The organism is Gracilibacillus phocaeensis (assembly GCF_900626275.1).
In the GTDB taxonomy this organism is placed as follows: domain Bacteria; phylum Bacillota; class Bacilli; order Bacillales; family Amphibacillaceae; genus Gracilibacillus; species Gracilibacillus timonensis.
This window is the reverse complement of sequence record NZ_LR131145.1, coordinates 876,561-896,238: the sequence shown is the minus strand read 5'-3', so window position 1 is coordinate 896,238 and position 19,678 is coordinate 876,561. Positions and strand designations below refer to the sequence as shown.

20 protein-coding genes and 1 pseudogene are annotated in these 19,678 nt (G+C 39.5%); 13 read left to right on the top strand and 8 right to left on the bottom strand.

Going from position 1 to position 19,678, the window contains the following annotated elements:
* From E0E32_RS20290 to E0E32_RS20270, 5 genes are all read right to left on the bottom strand, one after another.
* Nucleotides 1-675, bottom strand: coding sequence for an ABC transporter ATP-binding protein (locus tag E0E32_RS20290; protein WP_066189848.1), 675 nt, complete (start codon nt 673-675; stop codon nt 1-3).
* Entirely contained in the window at nt 668-1,789 is a 1,122-nt protein-coding gene (locus tag E0E32_RS20285; protein ID WP_066189849.1) for an ABC transporter permease, read from the bottom strand. The genes E0E32_RS20290 and E0E32_RS20285 overlap by 8 nt, the downstream gene beginning before the upstream one ends.
* Complete coding sequence (locus E0E32_RS20280) at nt 1,786-3,012, bottom strand: ABC transporter permease (protein ID WP_165445112.1); 1,227 nt, start codon at nt 3,010-3,012, stop codon at nt 1,786-1,788. Before E0E32_RS20280 ends, E0E32_RS20285 begins: the two co-directional genes overlap by 4 nt.
* Nucleotides 3,013-3,052: 40 nt before the next feature.
* Complete coding sequence (locus E0E32_RS20275) at nt 3,053-4,774, bottom strand: DUF6583 family protein (protein ID WP_066189855.1); 1,722 nt, start codon at nt 4,772-4,774, stop codon at nt 3,053-3,055.
* 320 nt (nt 4,775-5,094) lie between these two features.
* Complete coding sequence (locus E0E32_RS20270; protein WP_078059998.1) at nt 5,095-6,216, bottom strand: C40 family peptidase; 1,122 nt, start codon at nt 6,214-6,216, stop codon at nt 5,095-5,097.
* A 365-nt stretch (nt 6,217-6,581) separates the two neighbouring features.
* Between E0E32_RS20270 and E0E32_RS20265 the strand changes: the two genes are divergently transcribed.
* The 12 genes and pseudogenes from E0E32_RS20265 (at nt 6,582) to E0E32_RS20210 (ending at nt 16,070) form a co-directional block, all read left to right on the top strand.
* Nucleotides 6,582-6,944, top strand: a complete 363-nt coding sequence (locus tag E0E32_RS20265) for a VOC family protein (protein WP_066189858.1) — start codon at nt 6,582-6,584, stop codon at nt 6,942-6,944.
* The gene (locus E0E32_RS20260) at nt 6,944-7,507 is read left to right on the top strand and encodes a winged helix-turn-helix transcriptional regulator (RefSeq protein WP_066189861.1); all 564 of its coding nucleotides are present in this window, start codon (nt 6,944-6,946) and stop codon (nt 7,505-7,507) included. The genes E0E32_RS20265 and E0E32_RS20260 overlap by 1 nt, the downstream gene beginning before the upstream one ends.
* Nucleotides 7,508-7,739: 232 nt before the next feature.
* Nucleotides 7,740-8,597, top strand: coding sequence for a CPBP family intramembrane glutamic endopeptidase (locus E0E32_RS20255; protein WP_066189864.1), 858 nt, complete (start codon nt 7,740-7,742; stop codon nt 8,595-8,597).
* A gap of 103 nt (nt 8,598-8,700) precedes the next feature.
* On the top strand, nt 8,701-9,648 hold the full coding sequence (locus E0E32_RS20250; protein ID WP_130860673.1) for an ABC transporter ATP-binding protein: 948 nt from the start codon (nt 8,701-8,703) through the stop codon (nt 9,646-9,648).
* A gap of 1 nt (nt 9,649) precedes the next feature.
* Nucleotides 9,650-10,387, top strand: coding sequence for an ABC transporter permease (locus E0E32_RS20245; RefSeq protein ID WP_165445111.1), 738 nt, complete (start codon nt 9,650-9,652; stop codon nt 10,385-10,387).
* Nucleotides 10,384-11,067 carry an ABC transporter permease gene (locus tag E0E32_RS20240; RefSeq protein ID WP_130860671.1) on the top strand — a complete coding sequence of 228 codons (684 nt, stop codon included), beginning with the start codon at nt 10,384-10,386 and terminating at the stop codon, nt 11,065-11,067. The genes E0E32_RS20245 and E0E32_RS20240 overlap by 4 nt, the downstream gene beginning before the upstream one ends.
* A gap of 140 nt (nt 11,068-11,207) precedes the next feature.
* Entirely contained in the window at nt 11,208-12,311 is a 1,104-nt protein-coding gene (locus E0E32_RS20235) for a sensor histidine kinase (protein WP_286172014.1), read from the top strand.
* Between the two features lie 20 nt (nt 12,312-12,331).
* Complete coding sequence (locus tag E0E32_RS20230; protein ID WP_130860670.1) at nt 12,332-12,937, top strand: response regulator transcription factor; 606 nt, start codon at nt 12,332-12,334, stop codon at nt 12,935-12,937.
* 269 nt (nt 12,938-13,206) lie between these two features.
* Nucleotides 13,207-14,032: pseudogene (locus E0E32_RS20225) on the top strand (IS630 family transposase).
* 237 nt (nt 14,033-14,269) lie between these two features.
* Nucleotides 14,270-14,701 (top strand): VOC family protein, encoded by a 432-nt coding sequence (locus E0E32_RS20220; RefSeq protein ID WP_130860669.1) that lies wholly within the window; start codon nt 14,270-14,272, stop codon nt 14,699-14,701.
* A complete protein-coding gene (locus tag E0E32_RS20215) occupies nt 14,701-15,471 on the top strand; it encodes a DNA alkylation repair protein (RefSeq protein ID WP_130860668.1) in 771 nt (256 codons plus the stop codon). The genes E0E32_RS20220 and E0E32_RS20215 overlap by 1 nt, the downstream gene beginning before the upstream one ends.
* A 14-nt stretch (nt 15,472-15,485) precedes the next feature.
* On the top strand, nt 15,486-16,070 hold the full coding sequence (locus tag E0E32_RS20210; protein ID WP_130860667.1) for a TetR/AcrR family transcriptional regulator: 585 nt from the start codon (nt 15,486-15,488) through the stop codon (nt 16,068-16,070).
* A 329-nt stretch (nt 16,071-16,399) separates the two neighbouring features.
* Here the strand turns inward: E0E32_RS20210 and E0E32_RS20205 are convergent, their stop codons facing one another.
* Together E0E32_RS20205 and E0E32_RS20200 are read right to left on the bottom strand one after the other, a co-directional pair.
* Nucleotides 16,400-18,523: a heavy metal translocating P-type ATPase gene (locus tag E0E32_RS20205; RefSeq protein WP_130860666.1), complete on the bottom strand. Its 2,124-nt coding sequence runs from the start codon at nt 18,521-18,523 to the stop codon at nt 16,400-16,402.
* A complete protein-coding gene (locus tag E0E32_RS20200) occupies nt 18,516-18,884 on the bottom strand; it encodes an ArsR/SmtB family transcription factor (protein WP_130860665.1) in 369 nt (122 codons plus the stop codon). Before E0E32_RS20200 ends, E0E32_RS20205 begins: the two co-directional genes overlap by 8 nt.
* Nucleotides 18,885-19,092: 208 nt before the next feature.
* On the opposite strand from E0E32_RS20200, the gene E0E32_RS20195 reads away from it, so the two are divergent.
* Complete coding sequence (locus E0E32_RS20195) at nt 19,093-19,386, top strand: hypothetical protein (RefSeq protein ID WP_130860664.1); 294 nt, start codon at nt 19,093-19,095, stop codon at nt 19,384-19,386.
* Between the two features lie 112 nt (nt 19,387-19,498).
* Here E0E32_RS20195 and E0E32_RS22445 read toward each other — a convergent pair whose 3' ends face one another.
* On the bottom strand, nt 19,499-19,648 hold the full coding sequence (locus E0E32_RS22445) for a hypothetical protein (protein WP_165445110.1): 150 nt from the start codon (nt 19,646-19,648) through the stop codon (nt 19,499-19,501).
* Nucleotides 19,649-19,678: the final 30 nt, after the last annotated feature.

Here is a 19,678-nt window from a genome sequence, read left to right as displayed (position 1 = left end):
CTATCCAACCACCACTACCTCTTTCCCCGCTTCCTTCAACAGATCATGATAAAAGGAATCTTCGCCAATCACCAAAACCCGATCGCAAAGCTGTTTGATTTCATCCATATCATGTGAGGTGTAGATAATCAGTTTGTTCTCCTCGGTGGCTTGTCGTCGTAAATAGGCGCCAATCTCTTTACGTGACTTTAAATCAATCCCTACCGTTGGCTCATCCAGCAATAATAGGGAGGGATCATGGATTAGACTAATGGCTAAATTCAGCTTTCTTTGCATTCCGCCGGATAATGTTTTAGCCGGGTCTTTCCAACGATCTAAATGCATCTCGAGGCAGATTTGCTTCAGTTCTTCCTTGGATTTCTTCTGCCAAGATAATTTTTCAAAAAACACCATGTTTTCTTCGACCGTAAGCTTTGGCCAGATGGCAATATCCTGTGGCACAAAACCGATCTGTTTCCTGATTTGTGCGGTATGTTTTTGGTAGTCCCAATCATGCAAGTGAATGGAGCCAGCAGTTGGCTTGGAGATAGTAGCTAAGATATGAAGCAAGGTTGATTTACCTGCTCCATTCTCGCCGACCAGCCCTACTATCTCTCCTTGGTTCGCATGCAAAGATAAATTGTCTAATATCGTATGGCGGTGATATTTTTTCTTTAATCCAGCTATCTCAAGCATGTTTTTTCTCCTCTCGTACAAACCAAATAGCTATTCCAATCAAGCAAATAATTAACCAGCTGATAGTTGGCTCCCCAGATAAGAATGGGTAAAGGGGATTAATATAGGTCAGCCAGGTGATCGTCATGTCGCTGTTACCAAAAGGGAGCACGGTCGCGCTTAGCATCACTAAGACGATGGTTAATACGATGGCAGCAATATAACTAGCGTAGACACGGCGAATCAGCCAGACAAATAAAAAGGCAAACAGACATAACATCAGCCGGTAGGTCAGCAAGGTCAAAATAGAGATCGTTTCATCATATAATAGATAAAATAATGCCGCCGTCCCTAAGTCGATGATGAGGAACAACAAAAAATATACTAAGAGATGAAGTAGCATGTAGACAGGAAAGCTATGTCTCATAAAAGGCAGACGAATAGCTACACTAGCCTGCCGTTCTTTACTAACCCAATCAAAGATAAATAGTGTCATCAAAAATGCCGTAAAAGCCCAAGCCATCCATGGATTCCATTGAATGATTTCATCGGTTTCCGGACGCTCTTCACCCTGGTAACGAAAGACATGGTGTAATAAATCCTCTTCTTGTTGAATCTGCTGAGACGTTGCGATAATCTCCTCCGTTGTAAAGGTAGAAGTTCCCTCGATTTGTTGTTCCAATGACTGGACTGCCTCAGCAGCCTTTACTCTGCCGGTAGTTTGTTGAATAATCGACACAATCATTTCTTTGACTGGTTGGTAGGCCAACGAACGATTCGTATGATAAGCTGCCAGCAAGTCACTTCTTTCACCAGCTCGAATCTGCTCTTGATAACCTTCCCTTACGATGAAAACACTGTCTAATTCATGCTGTTGGACCTTTCTTAGAGCCTCACTCTCTGAAAAAGGTGTGACGGTGACCAATTCGGAAGCTTGTATCTCCTCGTATAAGTCGCTTACGGCCTCGTTCTCTTCTTCTAAGACAATCCCAATCGGTACACGAAAGTCGTCTTGTATATTGTCTGCGATGGTAAGAAAAGAGACGGTGATAAGAACAGGAAGCAATAACCAAAAACCTAAACTGAGCCATTGTTTTTTGAAGAGTAGTAAACGTGTATATAGGATGTCTTTCATTTATAGGCACGCCCCTTTCCAAGTGAGACGATGAGTGAAATGACAAAACTAACGACCAGCATATAGACTAAGGGCTGGTATTCGGCGTAAAAGCGTCCATTCAGACTGATTTGCTCGATCCAGTGAAAGGACTGGTAGCCAAAGCTATAGCTGAATACCTTTTCCAAATAAGCAGGGAAATATATCTCTGGAATAATAGCACCACTGAATAAAAGCACCATACCTGTGAATGCAGTATGGACGAGCAGGGTTAGCTTTTGTGATTTCAACAGCCAATCTAGTAAAATCAAGCACTGCAAAAAGATGCTGCTGTGCAATAGAGTCAGAATGGCGATTCTTCCATAATTTTCGCTGGTCAAATCTAAATCATCAAAAAGGTAAACAAGCCCGGCAAAGGTTAACACGGCGAGAACAGCGAGTATGATGATAGAAACGATCATGGCAGCTACTGCCTGCTGCCAATCTGTCACGCCATACAGCCTCATCCTTGTTCTCATTTTCTCATCATTATCTCGATGTAACATCGTATAAAGGATAAACAACCAGATAGTGATAAGCGTAAACCAGCCAGCCAAGCTAAAGTATGTAACAGGTGAGGCAGTGGCATGATTCGTAAGTGTTTGTTCATCGACTACTTGATTACTGCCTAGTACATAAAAGAAAAAGTCAACAAATTGTTCAAATAGCATATCGTTTCTGGCCTCGTTGTCCATATCCAGTCGCTTGGCATAGTCGTTAATGGTCAGGATATTGGCCTGAGAACCGCGGATATGTCGGGTGACTGTTTCCATCAGTTCGTTGATTAATTGGCTTTCTAGTGGTTGTTCAGGATTTCCAACAATGGTTACTTGGGAGCGTTTGCCGTTTAATAAACCTTGAAAAAAGTCGGCTGGAAAGACCATATAAGAGCTAAGCTGATTGGCTTCAATGCCAGTCTGTCCCTCTGCTTCTGAAATCTTCTCCATGTGCAGGCCTTCCCCTAACTGTGAGGATTCTGCTAATAAGTCAACAATCAATGCGGTTTCTTCCGATTGATCAAGGTTAACCAGACCAACTTCCATGGTTTCTTGTTCGGTTGTGTCGACCATGGAGATAATCGCCCATGCCAGCAATGATACTAATATAATCGGAGACAGCAAAAGAAGAGGAAGTGATAGCCACTTCCTCCCAAGCTGCAATAGGTTATTTTTGATAAATAGGTTTACTAGTTTTAAAGTATGCAACTTGAACACCTTCTTTTTTTACCATTGCGAACGATGCATATTACTGAGATTCCAGTAGTTCATCTAGTGCTTGCTGTTCTTCCTCGGTTAATTCTCTGTCAAAGTCGCTCTCATCGAACTCTGTACTTGGCTCTAAGGGTTGTTCCATCTCAGAGTCGAAGCCAGATCCAGGGTTAGGATCCATACCAGGCATCAAACTCTCCGGTCCAAATATTTCACTTGCCCATTCTTGGAATGCTTGCGCTACATCTGTTTCAAAGTAGTTGAGAATCTCGTCGCCAGACATGTCACTTAGGTTTTGTACTTGGTCTGGATTCGGGATTTCTACTTCATTAATGGTAGAGCCTGTTTGTGCAATATGCAGCGAAGCCACATCTTGATTGACATTCATACCATCATCGGCATAAAGGGTGTGATCAATCGACATTTGGTCACTTTCATAGGTTGCCTCACCAAGCCAGTAAACCGAAAACAGATGCGAGTCATATTCTTCTAATGATAGGCTGTATTCAAACTGCTTATCGTTATCTCCTTGCTCGGATTGCTGGAGACCTACCGTGGCACTACCCATCTCTGTGGAAAAGGTATACGTATCATTTGTTTCACCCTCTTCGTTAGATAAGTCGGCATTCACGGTGAGGGTTTCCTCATTTCCATCCGTTCCAGAGGTAAAGGTATATTCGAGTGTTTGTGTGGTATCAGACACGGCATGAGAGCCGGTAATGCTAATATTTTCTGATTGTCCGTTCATTTCAAATGTTCCCTGTAAATCCCGCTGTACGATAACGCCATCGTCTACCCATATCGTGGAGTTAAATCCATCGGGAAGCTCGAGGTTACTGATGTTTTCAGAAGCCTCTTGTAAAGATGATGAAAAATCCTCTTTCATCGATTCCATCACATCGGTTGGAGAGAGCGTATTGACAAAAGTGGCATAGCCGAGCTGGTTCACCACCATTTGCTGTAATTGCTCATCTTGTGCCATTTTATCGAACAACTCTGTGAAGATCGTTCGAAACTGTTCCTCCGTCAATTGGAAGCTTATTTTATCTGCGTTGATCTCATTATCACCGACAGTAACAGTTTCTGATGTACTGTCAAAGGCCTCGTCCGGGAGCTGATCGTATAAATAAGTGAGATACTCATCTTGTAAGTATTCTAGATCCTCTTCTGGAAGTGCATTATCTTGAAAAAGCATGGTGAAATCCACGTTTTCATCTCCGGTATAAGACGCTGGATCGATTTCACTGAGAATTCTCCCCAAGTCATCACCGTTTACTTGCAAATACTCCTCTAAAAAAGGTAATCCGGTATACAAATCATTAGAATCTAAAAATCCTTCTAATCCATCAATCTTAAAATCTGCTATGGAAGCGGATAGACTTCCAGAAGCCATTTGGTTTTCTTTGTCTATAGCAGATTGAACAGAGATACTGGCATTATTAATGATTTCATTATAGCCGAAACCGGATAAATTAGGGTGATCTACTTGTGCCGTAATGTCAAAGGCTGACTCTACCGCATTTTCATTGCTGTGTTCTACCCAGGCAAGCTCTTGTTCAAAACGGTTTTCAAGTGTTTCTTGAAGGTGTTCAAGGTTTTGCTTTTCCGCTAAGAAATAATTTTCTTTATCCGTAGTAAACACAAAAGCTCGTAAGGCGAATGCACCAGCAGCAACTACGATTACGGCAACAATGGTTATGATAATCCATTTCATCTTCGACTTAGGTTGCATTGCTTCTTGCTGTACTTGATCTTCCAATCTGTTTCCTCCTTATGATGTACGAAAATATGATGTCTGCGTGAATGTATCTATTACCCACAATGGAAATGGGGATAATAGATTAGATTACATATAAATACTAAATTACCATAAACAAATGATAAGCATCTATTGTTTCGACAACATTGACTAACAAATGATTCTTTTGATAGAGGAGTAGGGTGGTTTATTGATCTATAAGTCATATATTATGCGTTCTATAAGTGGATACGAATACCTATTAAAAGAATGGTGGAATATAATATAAAAAGATGAAGCAGCTGATTTTTACTGCTTCATCTTTTATAGGATAAGTTTTATTAATAAAAACGTTTAAAGCTATCGAAATGTTTGCTCCAGTAGCTATTACTTAAGGAAGTGATTTGTACACCTTTACTGGATCCTGCTTGAATAAATTTATTATTGCCAATATAAATACCCATATGTGAAATACCAGATCTGTAAGTGCCAGCAAAAAAGACTAGGTCGCCTACCTTAGGTTTGCTTACCTCATAAGAACGATCATAATAACCAGTGGTGGACAGTCGACCGATATCCATGCCTGCTTGTTTGTAAGCATAATAGATAAAACCACTGCAATCAAAACCACCTGGAGATGATCCTGCCCAAACATACGGAGTGCCGATTTGCGATTTCGCAACACTGATCAGTTTATTGACATTATAGCTCACATCAGATGGCGCCTCTTCCTTGGAAGCTCCACTGTTACCACTCGATGAGGAATTAGATCCCGAATTGGAAGAAGAAGCGTTAATACTTAACTTCTGTCCTACAAGAATAATATGAGAATTTAAATTATTCCATTTTTTAAGCTTTGTCACCGTTACCCCATGCTTAACTGCGATGTGTGAAAGAGTATCTCCGGACTTCACGGTATGTGTAGTTGCAGATGAACTATTGGAACTGCTGTTATTCGAGCTGTTGTTATTGTTAGAACTATTAGAATTGGATGAATTATTGTTGCTGGAATTGTTTGATGATCCATTTTTATTGACAACAAACACATCTCCAGGGTAAATCAGCGTCGTACTTAAGTTGTTCCATTTCATAATGTTTTGAACGGAAGTGTTGTATTTCGATGCTATACCACTTAAGGTGTCCCCACTTTTTACCTTATATGTAGATCCGTTCGAGCTGTTTCCACTGTTGCTGTTATTCGAATTAGATGAATCCGATGAACTGGAATTGGAGCTGGATGTTTTGCTTGTTTTAATCACTTGATTAGGGTGAATCAGATCGGAGCTTAAGTTGTTAATTGACTTTAGGGAAGATACGCTTGTACCATATTTTTGTGCAATTCCCCATAGTGAGTCCCCGCTCTTTACTTTGTGAGACGCTGCTTCCGCTTCATCTGCTATAAAAAAGGCAGAGGCAATCGCAGCGGTTGCTGTAACGGACATAAGAACTTTCTTGTTGTTCAATGGAAATCCTCCTTTTTCAATAAAAAAACGAATAAAATTAGTTTAATTAGTGTAAACACGAGTAAATATGTAAGTATTTATATTAGATGAATAGATATGGGATATAACGACAAATATCTATTACATTATAACTTTTTCTACATAATTTTAATAGGTATGCAATGAATTTGTGATCTAATTGTAATATAAAAGTGAGGTTTGATGGGGATGAGGGTAAAAGGGTATTTTTTGAAGTGATTTATAAATAATAAGAACGTGTGTGACGGCATCAATAAAGGTGTAATAAAAGTTTATAATTAATTATTGACAAACATAAATATACTAAGTATACTTTCGGCATCAAATAGAATAGAAGGAGTGGTTCCATGTATAAGGCTGGTTTTACGTTATGGTACAATGTCAGTAATGTCGAGCGCACGTTGGAATTCTACACGGAGCAGTTAGGTTTTGAAATGGATTCTTATGACAAAGAACATGGTATGGGAAGTGTACACACAAATACCAAAGATTGTTTTATTGGATTTTCAGAGGCGGAGCAGGTGGTACCTTCCACAGCAGCGGCAGTTATTGAAGTAGAGGATATTGAGAACGCAGTCAAAGAACTAGAGGCGAAAGGAATCACGTTTAACGGAGAAATTTCTACTATTCCGGGGTATGCTAAATTGATTACGTTTAAAGATCCAGATGGGCACGACATGGAGTTATCCCAAACATTGATGGTGTCGTAATGGATCAAGTTGTTCAGATCATACACATCACGAAAGAACTTTCCGGAAGATGGACGATTCCTATTCTATTATCACTCGAGAAATCAGGCGGACGATTCACACCATTAAAAAACGAGCTGCAAATTGCGCCGTCCCGACTGAGCGATAATTTGAAAACAATGTCTAATGCAGGACTTGTCCAACATTTATCTCCTTTTGAGCGAAACCACCCATTGCTCCCGGAATATCAACTCACGGAAAAGGGGCGCTTTATGAAAGAAGCCGCTCTGGTACTTTCAAGCTCTGAGCAACAATTGAATCGTGGCTTTCTTGCTGCCAAAGCATGGAATTGGCCCGTGTTAATGGCTCTTTATCATCACTACCATGAATTTAATGCGATCCGTCAATTATTGCAAACGGCGACACCGCGTATACTTTCTACACGGCTTGGCCAACTGCATGAAGGTAACTTAGTTCAGAAAATATTAGTGACAGAACCAACACCGAAATATACGTATGCATTAAATCCAGACACGGAGCCGATTCTTAAAGTGACAAATCATGATTTATTTTCACTATTATAATAATCGTATGCTTTGAGAAGAAAATAGGGTTTTCACATGTTAGAAGTAAATACTTGATTGGTACTGTGATATAGAAAGAGAATCATAATCGTCTTCCCCTTTGGATTTTTTATCTAAAGGGGTTTTATAATACACAATTCAAATTTAGGTAATATTACATTTGTAACTATTATGTTTCATCTGCCCTTGTCATGATAAAATTTATACTAATGTAATGGTGGGGGGGAAATAGATGACCAAAAACAATTACCATTGGATCACATACGCTGGATTCTTTCTAATTGGCATGGCAGCAGTCTGGCTGATCATCCAAAATAACGGAATGATAGAAACTAGTGCAGACCATGACATGACCATTCCTTTTTGGCAGCAGTGGGTTATTTTCGGTTTATTGATAGGCCTGATTTTTATCTTAAGTGGAAAAGTATCTCAGAACAATCCATTTACTCAGACACCTAGGAAAATACTAATCAAACAAACAACAATTTTGACGGTTTTGGCATTGCTTTTTATGATGGCTCTGATTCTCATTCCAGATGAACATGTATTCACTTTTTTTCCGATACTGAAGATGGTGCTATTGTTGATCATTCCGGCAACCATGTTCCGCATGGCTGCCCAGAAAGATATGACAAAAAAGTCTTCCTATCTTAAGAATAACCAGTGGATATATCCATTACTCATCACAGCGGTTTGGATGGTTCTGTATTTTTACAGTCCGTTAGCCATACCGAAAGCACCTGCATATGAGGTTGGGATTCCGGTATTAATAGCAGGTACCTTTGTTTCATTTTTAATCAATAGTGTGCTGGAGGAATTCTTTTACAGGGTATGGCTGCAGACGAGGTTGGAAGCTTTGCTTGGTACCTGGCCGGCTATTATGTTATCTTCCTTGCTTTGGGCTGTATGGCATATGGCAATCCAAGGTGGAGCCGCTGCGGATATTGCGCTGGCTAATGTATTCGTTAATCAAGGGGTAACGGGGTTATTTTTAGGATTCTTATGGTCAAAGTACCGCAATATTTGGGTGTTGATTATGATCCATGGATTGATTAATCTACCTTTGCAGATTTTTACGCTGCTATTTTAATTGGTTGTCGAAGCAGAGAGGTTAAATGTATTACATTTGTAACTACAACGGTTTATGGTTCTCTGCCATAATAAGGCTATCAAAATAAGAGGAGGTACCATGCATGATCATTTCGCATATGAACGATATTGTAAAAAGGTATGGCTCTTTCCGAGCTTTGGATCATGTTGATCTGGAGATAGAAGAAGGCGAAATTCTAGGCTTACTTGGGCCAAACGGCGCGGGTAAGACTACATTGATTCATTCATTAGCCGGTTTGATTAAGGTGGATTCTGGAGATATTTCCTTGTTTGGAAAGGTATTGGGTAAAAATATGATGGAAATTAAACGGCAGATTGGCTTGGTCACCCAGGAGATTGCCGTTTTTGAAGACTTGACTGCCCGTGAAAACCTGGAATTCTTTGGCGGAATTTATGGTTTGAGAGGGACGGAACTGAAACGACGAGTGGATGAAACACTTCGCTTTGTTGGTCTAACCGATCGAGCAAAAAGCTTGCCGACGAAGTTTTCTGGTGGGATGAAGCGACGTTTGAATATTGCCTGTGCACTTGTGCATCGACCGAAGTTTTTGATTATGGACGAACCAACCGTAGGAATCGATCCACAATCACGGCATTATATTCTGGAATCGGTTCGCGAATTGCAACAACAAGGCACCACCATTTTATATACAACACATTACATGGAAGAAGTGCAATCCATTGCTTCGAAAGTAGCTATTATGGACCAAGGTCATGTGATTGCTCAAGGGACATTAGATGAATTGATTGAAAATATTCAGCATGAAGAGAAGATTCATTTGGAAATAATCGAGGAGCCAACCAATGATGTATTAACTGAACTGCGAAACTTAGGCGGGGTAAAACAAGTTATCCAAGATAAGAAGAAAATTCAGATCATCTCTAGTGGTGGTGCAGAGAATGTGGATAATGTGCTGGCTGTCGTAAAGAAAGCAGGAGGAGTACGTTCGGTTACAGCGGAGAAACCAACATTGGAGGATGTATTTCTTACGTTGACAGGGAAGACGCTGCGTGATGGGGAGGAGGAATAACATGTTGCTTCGTTCTGTTTATTTTATCTTGCGGAGAATGCTTCGTGGTTATATTAGCTATGCCATTTTAATTCTGCTTCCTTTAGCCATCATTACAGTGAATGGCTTTGCGATTGGGGGAGGATTTGTTGATGAACATGGGCGGTCAGGGATGGAGATGATTGCAGGTGCTATTATTATAGGCTTTCAACTGGTTGGTGGTTTTTATACGATGGAAACGGTAAAATCAGATCTGTTTTCGGCAAATAAATGGCGTTTGCTCTCCTTACCTTATCCAGTATACATCCATACTTTTTCTATCATGATCAGCAGTGTCTTATTCAACATTCTGAATGGAGCCATTATGGTGTTGTTTACACACTGGGTTTATGATGTGGATTGGGGAAATATAGCATGGGTGCTTCTTGTCCTAATGCTTGTTTCGATTGTTTCGCAGCTGGTGTTCTTGTTAGCGGTGATGGCGATAAAGAGATATAAGATCGCTGAATTATTTGGATATTCGTATATCTTTCTCTTTATATTTTTGGCAGGTTATTTGTTTATTCCAGTACCTGATATCGCATTCCTTGAATGGATCAATCGCTATATTAATCCATTGACACTTGGTGAGACAGTGGTTATCCATAACATGCTCGGAACGGAAATGAGTGATGTTTACTTCAATATGGGAATGCTGCTTGTGTTATCGGTTATCTTAGTGATCCTTAACGTGCTATTTGGCAGGAGGCGGTTTGCATGACCATCTTCTTCTTTGCGATCAAACGCTGCTTTAGGGATATTATGAATATCGTATTACTCTGTGTGCTGCCTATTATTGTCATCTTAATGCCTGATGGAAAGTGGACACTGTTACCCATTGGTTTTCAATTATACGGCACGGTATTGTTTTTCGCCGCTGCCAAGCTCGTCAGTATCATTATGGAAGATCGAATCAAGGGGATTTTGGTGAGGATTGGCGTTTCCCCTGTCACGCATTTTCAATACCTTTGGCAAAATCTGCTGGCTTATTCACTGGTTCTCGTGATACAGGTTGTCATCGTGATGGTAGGTGGACTGTTATATGGGCATGATTTAGTTCAACCATTTTTACTGTTTGTGATCTATACGTTATTCGCGATAACGGCTATTGGCTTTTCGCTCGCCTGGTTCTCGCTTTTCAGGCAAAAGGAGACAGCCTTTGTTATTCTGGTAGGCCTCATTATGCTGATGTCAATGGCTAGCGGGATGATGTGGCCGATCGATTTGATGCCGGAATTTATGCAGCGTCTGGTCATGTTACTACCTACTTATTGGCTGGTAAAATCATTACAGATTGTCGCTAGTCAAGCAGATGTAGTGGAACTGGTGGTTCCGCTTGTCATGCTGCTGATGTTTACCGTGGCTTTTCTTGTTATTGGCAGTAAGCGACGTCTATCATAGTATAAAACGAGGGAGTTGGACGATCTTTCTTATCACAGATAGTTTCCATGCGTACCTTGACATGATAAACTGAATAAAACGTGACTAGAGTTGAGTCCAAGCTGATGGAGATTTATCAAGAAGAAGGGAGACCAGCATAGATGACGACGAGTAAAGATGAAATGTTGACACCTGTTGCATGTACGCTGATATGGCGTTTCCTGGCAATCCTTTTGTTTGGTGTTTTTTGGATCTTGGACGATGCTGATGAAGCAGGAATCCTCCTTTTGCTGTTTTTGATAACGCTGGTTCTCATGAGAGGAAGAGTGGATCTGCCTGCTTGGACAACACTGATTGATCAGGCTGCATGTATTATCGCGAGCTTCTTTTGGCCTGGGGCGTGGTTTGCTCTAGCTATCCCTTTTTTTGAAACCATGCTGAAGGGGAGACCTTGGTTTATTCTGTTATCTCTACTGTTTTTCTTCATAGAATCCCAAATGTCATTGCTATTCATAACGATTTTAATTGCTGCTTCGTTTACTGGAATGGCCATCTATTATTGGTCAAAGGGAATAGCTGTATATAAACAGGAGGCGGATCAGGAGCGGAGACAGCGCTATGAATTAGAAAATTTTAAGCGTGAGTTGCTGCAGGCAAATGTGCAAAGTGCAAAAGTAGCAGAGATAATGGAGCGAAACCGTATTTCCAAATCATTGCATGATCACGTAGGACATGAGCTGACAGGGGCTATCCTGGCTTTACAGGCGTTTGAACAGCTTTGGAAGGAAGGCGATCCCCGAGCGGATCAGGTGTTTTTCAAGGCAAAAGAGAGATTTTCGGAGAGCTCTCGTCATTTAAGAGAGACAGTACGTAATATGAAGTCAGTGAGCGTTATTGGCCTGGATAGCTTTAAAGAAATCAGTGAACAATTTCAAACGTGTCCAGTCGATGTAACAATTTACGGAGATACACCCAGAATTCCTGCTTATTTGTGGGGGATACTGGAACCATGTCTGAAAGAAGCTTTAACCAATGTGGTGCGCCACACGGTAGAACCAACGCAAGTAAACGTTACGTTAGATGTAAGTGAAAGCATCGTTCGGCTTTCCATTTTCAATGATGGTGTATCGCGACATGCCGATGGATATGGGATCGGGTTGAGAAATCTGCGTCAACGAGCACAAGCAGTTGACGGGAGCTTATCTGCTTCTTTTGTAAAGGAGGGATTTCAGCTTGTTTGTGTATTGCCGCTGGATAAAGATTGATAAGGAAAGAGGTCAGTCAAATGAAGATAATCATTGTTGATGATGATGAGATGGTATATGAGAGTCTTCAATTATTGCTGTCCCGTGAGCAAGATATCCAAGTGATCGGAACGGCAAATGACGGAGAACAAGCCATTGCACTTTGTGAAACATCGCCACCAGATGTTGTCCTGATGGATATACAAATGCCGGGAATAGACGGTATTCAAGCCACTCGTGAAATCAAAAAACGCTGGCCGCAAATACGGGTGATGATGCTAACAACCTTTGAAGATGAACAGAATATCCGATTGGCACTCCTGGCGGGAGCTGAAGGTTATTTGCTTAAATCCGCTCAACCTCAAGATATGGCTCAGCAATTGCGAACCTTAGTTTCCGGAAGTTCGGTACTTGATGCCGATGTATTAAAGCAGTTAACACAGCCAGAAACAAAAGACCTTGATGGTTTAACAGCGCGAGAAAAAGATATCCTTCAACTCGTCGCACAAGGCTGCTCCAATAAAGAAATTGCCAGCCACTTGTTTCTTAGTGAAGGAACGGTGCGTAATACACTGTCGATTATTCTAGATAAGCTGGAAGTCCGCGATAGAACACAGTTGGCGCTTTATTATTGGCGGAGGGTATAGAAAGTTAACGGATATGCTAGGGAAATCACACTAGTTGATTGGAAAATGCATAAATGAGCTAGTTACATCCATATAAAGGAAGAGGATAGATATAACATAAAATCATGGTTGCTATATCTAGGAGTATCAGAAGTAATTCATCTACTCAAAAGCTACTAAAAAGTTTAGAAAGATACATAGCTATTGCATGATATATAAGTTGAATTAAAGGTTCCAACTCCATCCAAACAGGGTATAGATGATCAAATACCATGAAGGGATGGAGTACCATGAACGTTCAAAGCCAACTGAAAGAAGCAATGAAAAGCGCGACAGATTCTTGTCACTATGAACGCTATCAGGCGGTATATCTATATTTTAATGGCTATAGAATGAAAGAAATTGCTCATATTATCAATCGTCGCCGTGAAACGGTTGGTGCTTATGTTTCCATGTACAGAAATAATTCGCTTGAAGGATTGAACCTAGGACATTCATCAGGGAAACCATCCAAATTATCAAAGGAACAACAAACGATTATTTTGGAAACGGTTTCGACTAAAGTTCCGGCCTATCTAAAAAAACTGGTAAATGAAGAAGTTCAGCATATTCTTTTGGAAGATGAATCGATGATACGGGACTACCAAGCGATACAGCGTACATGGTTTCTAAAAGGGCAGCAACGAATTATTTCTACGTACGGGCAGCACAAAGGTGTGAGACTGGTTGGCACATTGAACTATGCAACCGGTGAAGTATTCTGCGCCGAAGAAGAAAAGTTGGATGCCGCAGCTTTTCTAACTTTTTTAACAGCGACACTGGAACACTATCCTACCGGCAAAATCGTGATGATATTAGATGATGCCCGCATTCACCATGCGAAACTCATCCGCTCTTTTCTAGGTGAAAACAGAGATCGGCTGGAACTTGTTTACCTACCACCCTACAGCCCAGAACTCAATCTTATTGAAGGTTTATGGAAATGGTTGAAAGAGTCCGTCATTAACAATGTCTTTTTCCGGATGTCCAAAAATTGCGCTCAAGGTAAGAGAATTTATCGATGGTATTAATCAGGACAAGGATACGATTATCGACCGACTTTGTGTGAGACTGTAGGTTAAAATTATAAATTCAACTTATATAGTTCACAAAAACATCTTCATATTAATTCGGAATGAAGATACAGAGACACGACCAATAGAAGTTCATTCTTTTCGATCATGATTAGACACAGCAAATGGTGTAATTATTATTCGTACAGCAGAATATAAAACAATAAATAAAATTAATAATTTACATACATTCAGTATGTATGTTAAGATAAATATAATTAATAACGAAGGAGTGATGAAAGTGAAACTCAGCAGCTTTTATCCGGTATTGATGACGAAGAATGTGAGAGAAACAAGCGAATTCTATCAGGAGTATTTTGGGTTTACAATTGTTTTCGAGTCGGACTGGTATGTGAGTCTGAAACAAGAAGAAACAGAAGCGGAGTTGGCAATTCTTCAAGCCAATCATGAAACAGTGCCAAATTCTTTTGGGAAGTCAGTTCAAGGATTAATTCTTAATTTTGAGGTGGAAAACGTTGATCTGATATACCATCAACTAATTAAAGAAACAAAACTGCCTTTACATCTTGATTTACGTGATGAGGCATTTGGGCAAAGGCATTTTATTACTAATGATCCAAATGGCGTCTTAATTGATGTCATTACGGTTATTCCACCTGATAAGTCTTTTCAAGATCATTATAAAACAGAAATGGGAGGGCAGGGGTTGTAATGGGTGAGTATATATCTTTAAAATATTATTTTGATAAAGAATTAGCTCTTCGACTTGCAGATTTAATTCAGTCGCAATACCTTCCCTTTTCCAAGAATTCTTTTGTGAACATTGTAGCTGAAGGGGTAGAAAATAAAGAATTGAAAGCGCGTGTGGAAGTGATAGCTAATGCTTTAAGACAACACCTTCCAACGGATTATAAACAAGCGTTGGCTATTTTGTTAAAGATATTAGGACCAGAAAATAAGACAGAAGAAGGAATGTTTACTAAAGGTTATTTCCTAATGCCAGTCGCTAGCTTCGTTGAAGGACATGGGCTGGATCACTTTGATTTATCCATGAAAGCAATGTATGAGATTACCAAACGACACACATCAGAGTATGCTATTCGTCCTTATCTAATTGCAAGTATCGATCGTTGCATGGATTATTTTTCATATTGGTTAGAGGATGCTAACGCACATGTCAGACGATTAGTGAGTGAAGGAACTCGTCCCCGTCTCCCATGGGCTAAAAAGATTTCCCCATTAAAGAATAATGTGCAAAATAATTTAAGGTTGCTAGAAAAATTAATATCTGATCAATCTCGCTATGTTCAAAAATCTGTCGCCAACCATATCAATGATTTAACAAAGGAAAATCCCGAAGCAGTCCTCCAATGTATGGCAGATCATCACGATATAAACCCTAAAATCATGAAACATGGACTAAGAACTTTGGTGAAATCAAATGATGAACAAGCATTGGAATTATTGTATCAAATGGAGTGAGGAGTGTAGGCAGCATGAAGAAGAATAAAATTGAAACTGAACAGACGATACAAAATTTAATGAAAATAGCACGTTGGCATTTCACGGAATATGGCTATGCAAACGTCTCTTTGGAAGAAATCGTAACAGAAGCAGGTTTAACGAGGGGGGCTTTATACCATCATTTTCGTAACAAAAAAGGACTTTTTCTTGCCGTATTTGAAGCGGTTCAAAAAGAAGTAGGAGGGTATGTAGAAGCTGCTGCAGCCAAAAGCAATAATAGCTGGGATCAATTAATCAATGGTTGTCAAGCTTTCCTAGAAGGGGCAGTAGAATCACATAATCAACGTATCCTTTTGATCGATGGACCAGCCGTGTTGGGATGGGATACTTTCAGGGAAATGGATGAAAAATATTCAATGCATTCTTTGAAGGAGCAATTGCAGCTTATGCGAGAACAACATGTGATAAAATCTGTTTCAGTAGAGGCAATGACTCATTGTCTTTCTGGAGCGATGAATGAAGCAGTATTATGGATTGCTGATCATCTTGATCAAAAAAATGTAATCGAGGAAGCGATGCTTGTTTTACGGCATTTGTTAGAAGGATTGAGAAGGTAGAAGTGAATCATTTTCTACTAGATGCTGTTTCATTCAAAACATTCGTAAGAGAAAGTTATTCAAGTAAGGGAACTGATGCATAATCAGCTCCCTAATTGTACAGCAGTCTCTTTAAATCTAATCATTCAAAGAAAGAGCAACAATGTGATGTTACAAAAATTATATCAAATTTTAAGACCCGTGCATTCGGAACTTCGTCAGCCAATGGTGTGTATTGACATTTTCAGTATAGATATTTTGTAGACCTCCGACCTATCATATAATTGTTCCAATTCCATGAAAAGCGGATTTAACTACAGGAAACTTTTTTAAACTTAGTAAAAATCACGTTATTCTTTTCTTTTTAATAATCGCAAACTATTCAAGGTCACAAGTAATGTTGCTCCCATATCTGAAAAAATGGCGATCCATAATGTTAACCAACCAGGTACGACTAACAACAAAGCAAGTGCTTTAATTGCCAGAGAGAAGGTAATATTTTGTTTGATAATGGACAATGCTTTTCGACTTAATTGAACCGTGTAAGGCAACTTCGTTAAATCATCAGACATCAAAGCGATATCCGCTGTTTCTAATGCTGTATCGGTTCCTGCACCACCCATGGCAACTCCAACTGTAGAAGCTGCAAGTGCAGGAGCGTCATTTACGCCATCCCCAATCATGGCTACATTTTGATGTTTTTCTCGAAGTTCTTTGATGAAAGTTAACTTATCTTCTGGCAGTAAATTAGATTCGACATCCGTAACCCCAATTTGTTTTCCAATGGCATTTGCTGTACGCTGGTTGTCACCTGTCAGCATGACTGTTTCGATTCCTAGATGATTGAGTTTGTTGATGATTGCTTTGGAGGCTGCTCTTAATTCATCTGCTACCGCAATGAAAGCAAGGATTTCGGTGTCTCTTCCTAAAACCATGACCGTTTTTCCTGTTGTTTGTAAATGAGTGATGGTTTCTTTTTGTTCCCTTGCTATTGGAACATGCAGCTCTTCAAAGAGACTTGGGCTACCTACATAATATATTTCATTATCAATCCTTGCTGTAACGCCCTTTCCTGTAATAGACTGAAATTCTTCCATAGGTACATCATGAAAAGGCAATTCTTTTTCTTCTGCCTTTCGTATAATGGCAGAAGCAAGGGGATGTTGCGATCCTTTTTCCATGGCAGCTGTCATCGTCAGTAGTTCATCTTCGCTTCCATTAACAGTGATAATATCTGTAACGACAGGAATTCCTTTGGTTAGGGTTCCTGTCTTATCAAACGCAATGGTTTTCAGATTTCCGGTCTCTTCTAAATAAACGCCACCTTTAATTAACACGCCATTTTTTGCAGCATTCCCTATAGCGGTCACGACAGCTACTGGTGTAGACACAACAAGAGCACAAGGACAACCAACTACAAGAGCAGCTAATCCTTGATAAATCCATGTATTCCAATCGCCACCCATCAATAATGGTGGAATAACAGCTATTAAGATAGCTAAAATAACAATAGCTGGTGTATAATATTGGGCGAATTTATCCACGAATGCCTGAGAGGGTGCCCGTTCTGCTTGTGCTTCTTCGACAAGGTGAATGATTTTAGAAAGTGTAGTGTCTTCCACTCGTTTGGTTACCCTAACTTCAAGCAAGCTTTCTTCATTTAATGTTCCAGCAAAAACTTCGTCATCTATGGTTTTGGCAACAGGAACGCTTTCACCTGTAATGGCAGCCTGATTCAAGGTAGAAGTACCTTTAACCACCAAGCCATCCATTGCTAATTTTTGACCAGGTTTTACAATCATCGTATCGCCCATTTGAATATCATCTACATGAACATGCATTTCTTTATTTCCTCGACGAATGAGCGCTTCTTTTGGAGCAATGTCCATTAATGATTCCATTGATTGACGGGCTTTATCCATCGAGAAACGTTCTAATGCTTCACTAATAGCAAAAAGGATAACAACCGTTGCTCCTTCCATCCATTCTCCGAGAATGGCAGCACCGATAATAGCAATCGTCATCAGTGTATTCATATCAAATTGTAATCTGCTGAGGTTTCTAAGCCCTTTTATAAATAAGGTATACCCCCCGATTAAAATGGATACTGCATATCCGATTGTCGGAAGGAGGTGTTCTTCTCCGAATTGTTTTCCTAAAAACCAACTAACTAAAAGTAATATGGCGGAAATATAAACTTTGATCGTTTCTTTTTGTTTCCAAAAAGGCTCATGATCTGTTTTTTGTTCGTGTTCATTTCGAATCTTTAAATTTTCAAATGACCCTGCTTTTTCTAGTGCCTCAATAGTAGTATGACCTTGAACATATACTTTTGACGATCCAAAATTTACTTCGGCGTCCTCCACACCTTGTAATTTCTTGACGTTATTTTCAAATGTTTTCGCACAGCCTGCACAACTAAATCCTTGCACGCGATATGCTTTCATTTCTTCTTTTGTGAGTGATTCAGACATTTACTTCCACCTCTTTTTGATGAGTTAACGTAATGAAAATTAACTGCTTAATGTGTTCATCATCCAATGAGTAAAAGGCAAGTTTACCTTCCTTTCTATACTTCACAATTTTTTGTTTATGAAGTGTCCGTAAATGATGGGAGGCAGTTGCTACGGTTGAACCAATGATATTTGCAATGTCGCAAACACATAGCTCTTCATCAATGCATAACGCGTAAGATATTTTTGTTCTATTCTCATCTGCCAGTACTTTGAATAATTGAGAAACACGAGACAAATTTTCATTTTGTAATTCTTCCTGTATACGGTGGACTTTTTCCTCGTCATAACAATAAACTTCACACATGTCTTTTTTAATCAATATGATCACTCCATTATCATTAAAATGCGCATTTGATTATTATGGTATCATAACTGCCACACACATTCAAATGAATATTTGAATAAAGAAGTGGATAATTTATTTTATGAGGAAATTGCGAAATATGGAACTTATGATCAATTATCAATACACAATCAAGCTATTTTCACATATAATGTAATAAAGTATGTAAGGGTGGTGAAAGCACATGATAAAAAAGAATCGTATGACCAAAGAAGAATTGGTGCTTCTTTTGAAATCTGAACAAGAAAATGGTTATCCATTATTCAGAGATGAAATGGTGAAAGTTCTACAAGAAAGGTATAATGTTGATCTTCCAACAGCTAAAAAGAGGCTTTGGAAGCAAGAAATGAGTGATCATTTAACAAGTGATGTGGAATGGTCTCAACATATGGGACCACACTATTGGGCGAAGTTTATTTTAGAACATTTTAAGGATGATTTACCCAGAAGAACGAAAGAATTAATATTTCAGAATTAACCCTTATGACATATCAACGTCATAAGGGTTTTTTAAACATTTAAATAGAGGCAAACTCAAACAAGACGATTGTCATCTGCGGTGTTAAACAACACGGATTTTTGAATAACCCCTATGGATTTGGCTGGTTTTCACCTTTAATGACCTGATAGACAAATTCACTTAACGTATTCTTCCTGAATTGGATGATAAATGCTTGGAAGGCTTCGTCATCCCTATATGTATAGGCAATCCATGGCAGGGTTTCTTTTTCACAAACCATAAACTTCTCGCAAATAAGTCTATAAATGCC

What these genes read in the sequence shown, in the direction of transcription:
- E0E32_RS20210 (WP_130860667.1), top strand. Translation starts at nt 15,486, where the DNA reads ATGAAGAAGAATAAAATTGAAACTGAACAGACGATACAAAATTTAATG.
- E0E32_RS20195 (WP_130860664.1), top strand. Translation starts at nt 19,093, where the DNA reads ATGATAAAAAAGAATCGTATGACCAAAGAAGAATTGGTGCTTCTTTTG.
- E0E32_RS20255 (WP_066189864.1), top strand. Translation starts at nt 7,740, where the DNA reads ATGACCAAAAACAATTACCATTGGATCACATACGCTGGATTCTTTCTA.
- E0E32_RS20265 (WP_066189858.1), top strand. Translation starts at nt 6,582, where the DNA reads ATGTATAAGGCTGGTTTTACGTTATGGTACAATGTCAGTAATGTCGAG.
- E0E32_RS20235 (WP_286172014.1), top strand. Translation starts at nt 11,208, where the DNA reads ATGACGACGAGTAAAGATGAAATGTTGACACCTGTTGCATGTACGCTG.
- E0E32_RS20245 (WP_165445111.1), top strand. Translation starts at nt 9,650, where the DNA reads ATGTTGCTTCGTTCTGTTTATTTTATCTTGCGGAGAATGCTTCGTGGT.
- E0E32_RS20215 (WP_130860668.1), top strand. Translation starts at nt 14,701, where the DNA reads ATGGGTGAGTATATATCTTTAAAATATTATTTTGATAAAGAATTAGCT.
- E0E32_RS22445 (WP_165445110.1), bottom strand. Translation starts at nt 19,648, where the DNA reads ATGGTTTGTGAAAAAGAAACCCTGCCATGGATTGCCTATACATATAGG.
- E0E32_RS20205 (WP_130860666.1), bottom strand. Translation starts at nt 18,523, where the DNA reads ATGTCTGAATCACTCACAAAAGAAGAAATGAAAGCATATCGCGTGCAA.
- E0E32_RS20240 (WP_130860671.1), top strand. Translation starts at nt 10,384, where the DNA reads ATGACCATCTTCTTCTTTGCGATCAAACGCTGCTTTAGGGATATTATG.
- E0E32_RS20285 (WP_066189849.1), bottom strand. Translation starts at nt 1,789, where the DNA reads ATGAAAGACATCCTATATACACGTTTACTACTCTTCAAAAAACAATGG.
- E0E32_RS20250 (WP_130860673.1), top strand. Translation starts at nt 8,701, where the DNA reads ATGATCATTTCGCATATGAACGATATTGTAAAAAGGTATGGCTCTTTC.
- E0E32_RS20260 (WP_066189861.1), top strand. Translation starts at nt 6,944, where the DNA reads ATGGATCAAGTTGTTCAGATCATACACATCACGAAAGAACTTTCCGGA.
- E0E32_RS20290 (WP_066189848.1), bottom strand. Translation starts at nt 675, where the DNA reads ATGCTTGAGATAGCTGGATTAAAGAAAAAATATCACCGCCATACGATA.
- E0E32_RS20230 (WP_130860670.1), top strand. Translation starts at nt 12,332, where the DNA reads ATGAAGATAATCATTGTTGATGATGATGAGATGGTATATGAGAGTCTT.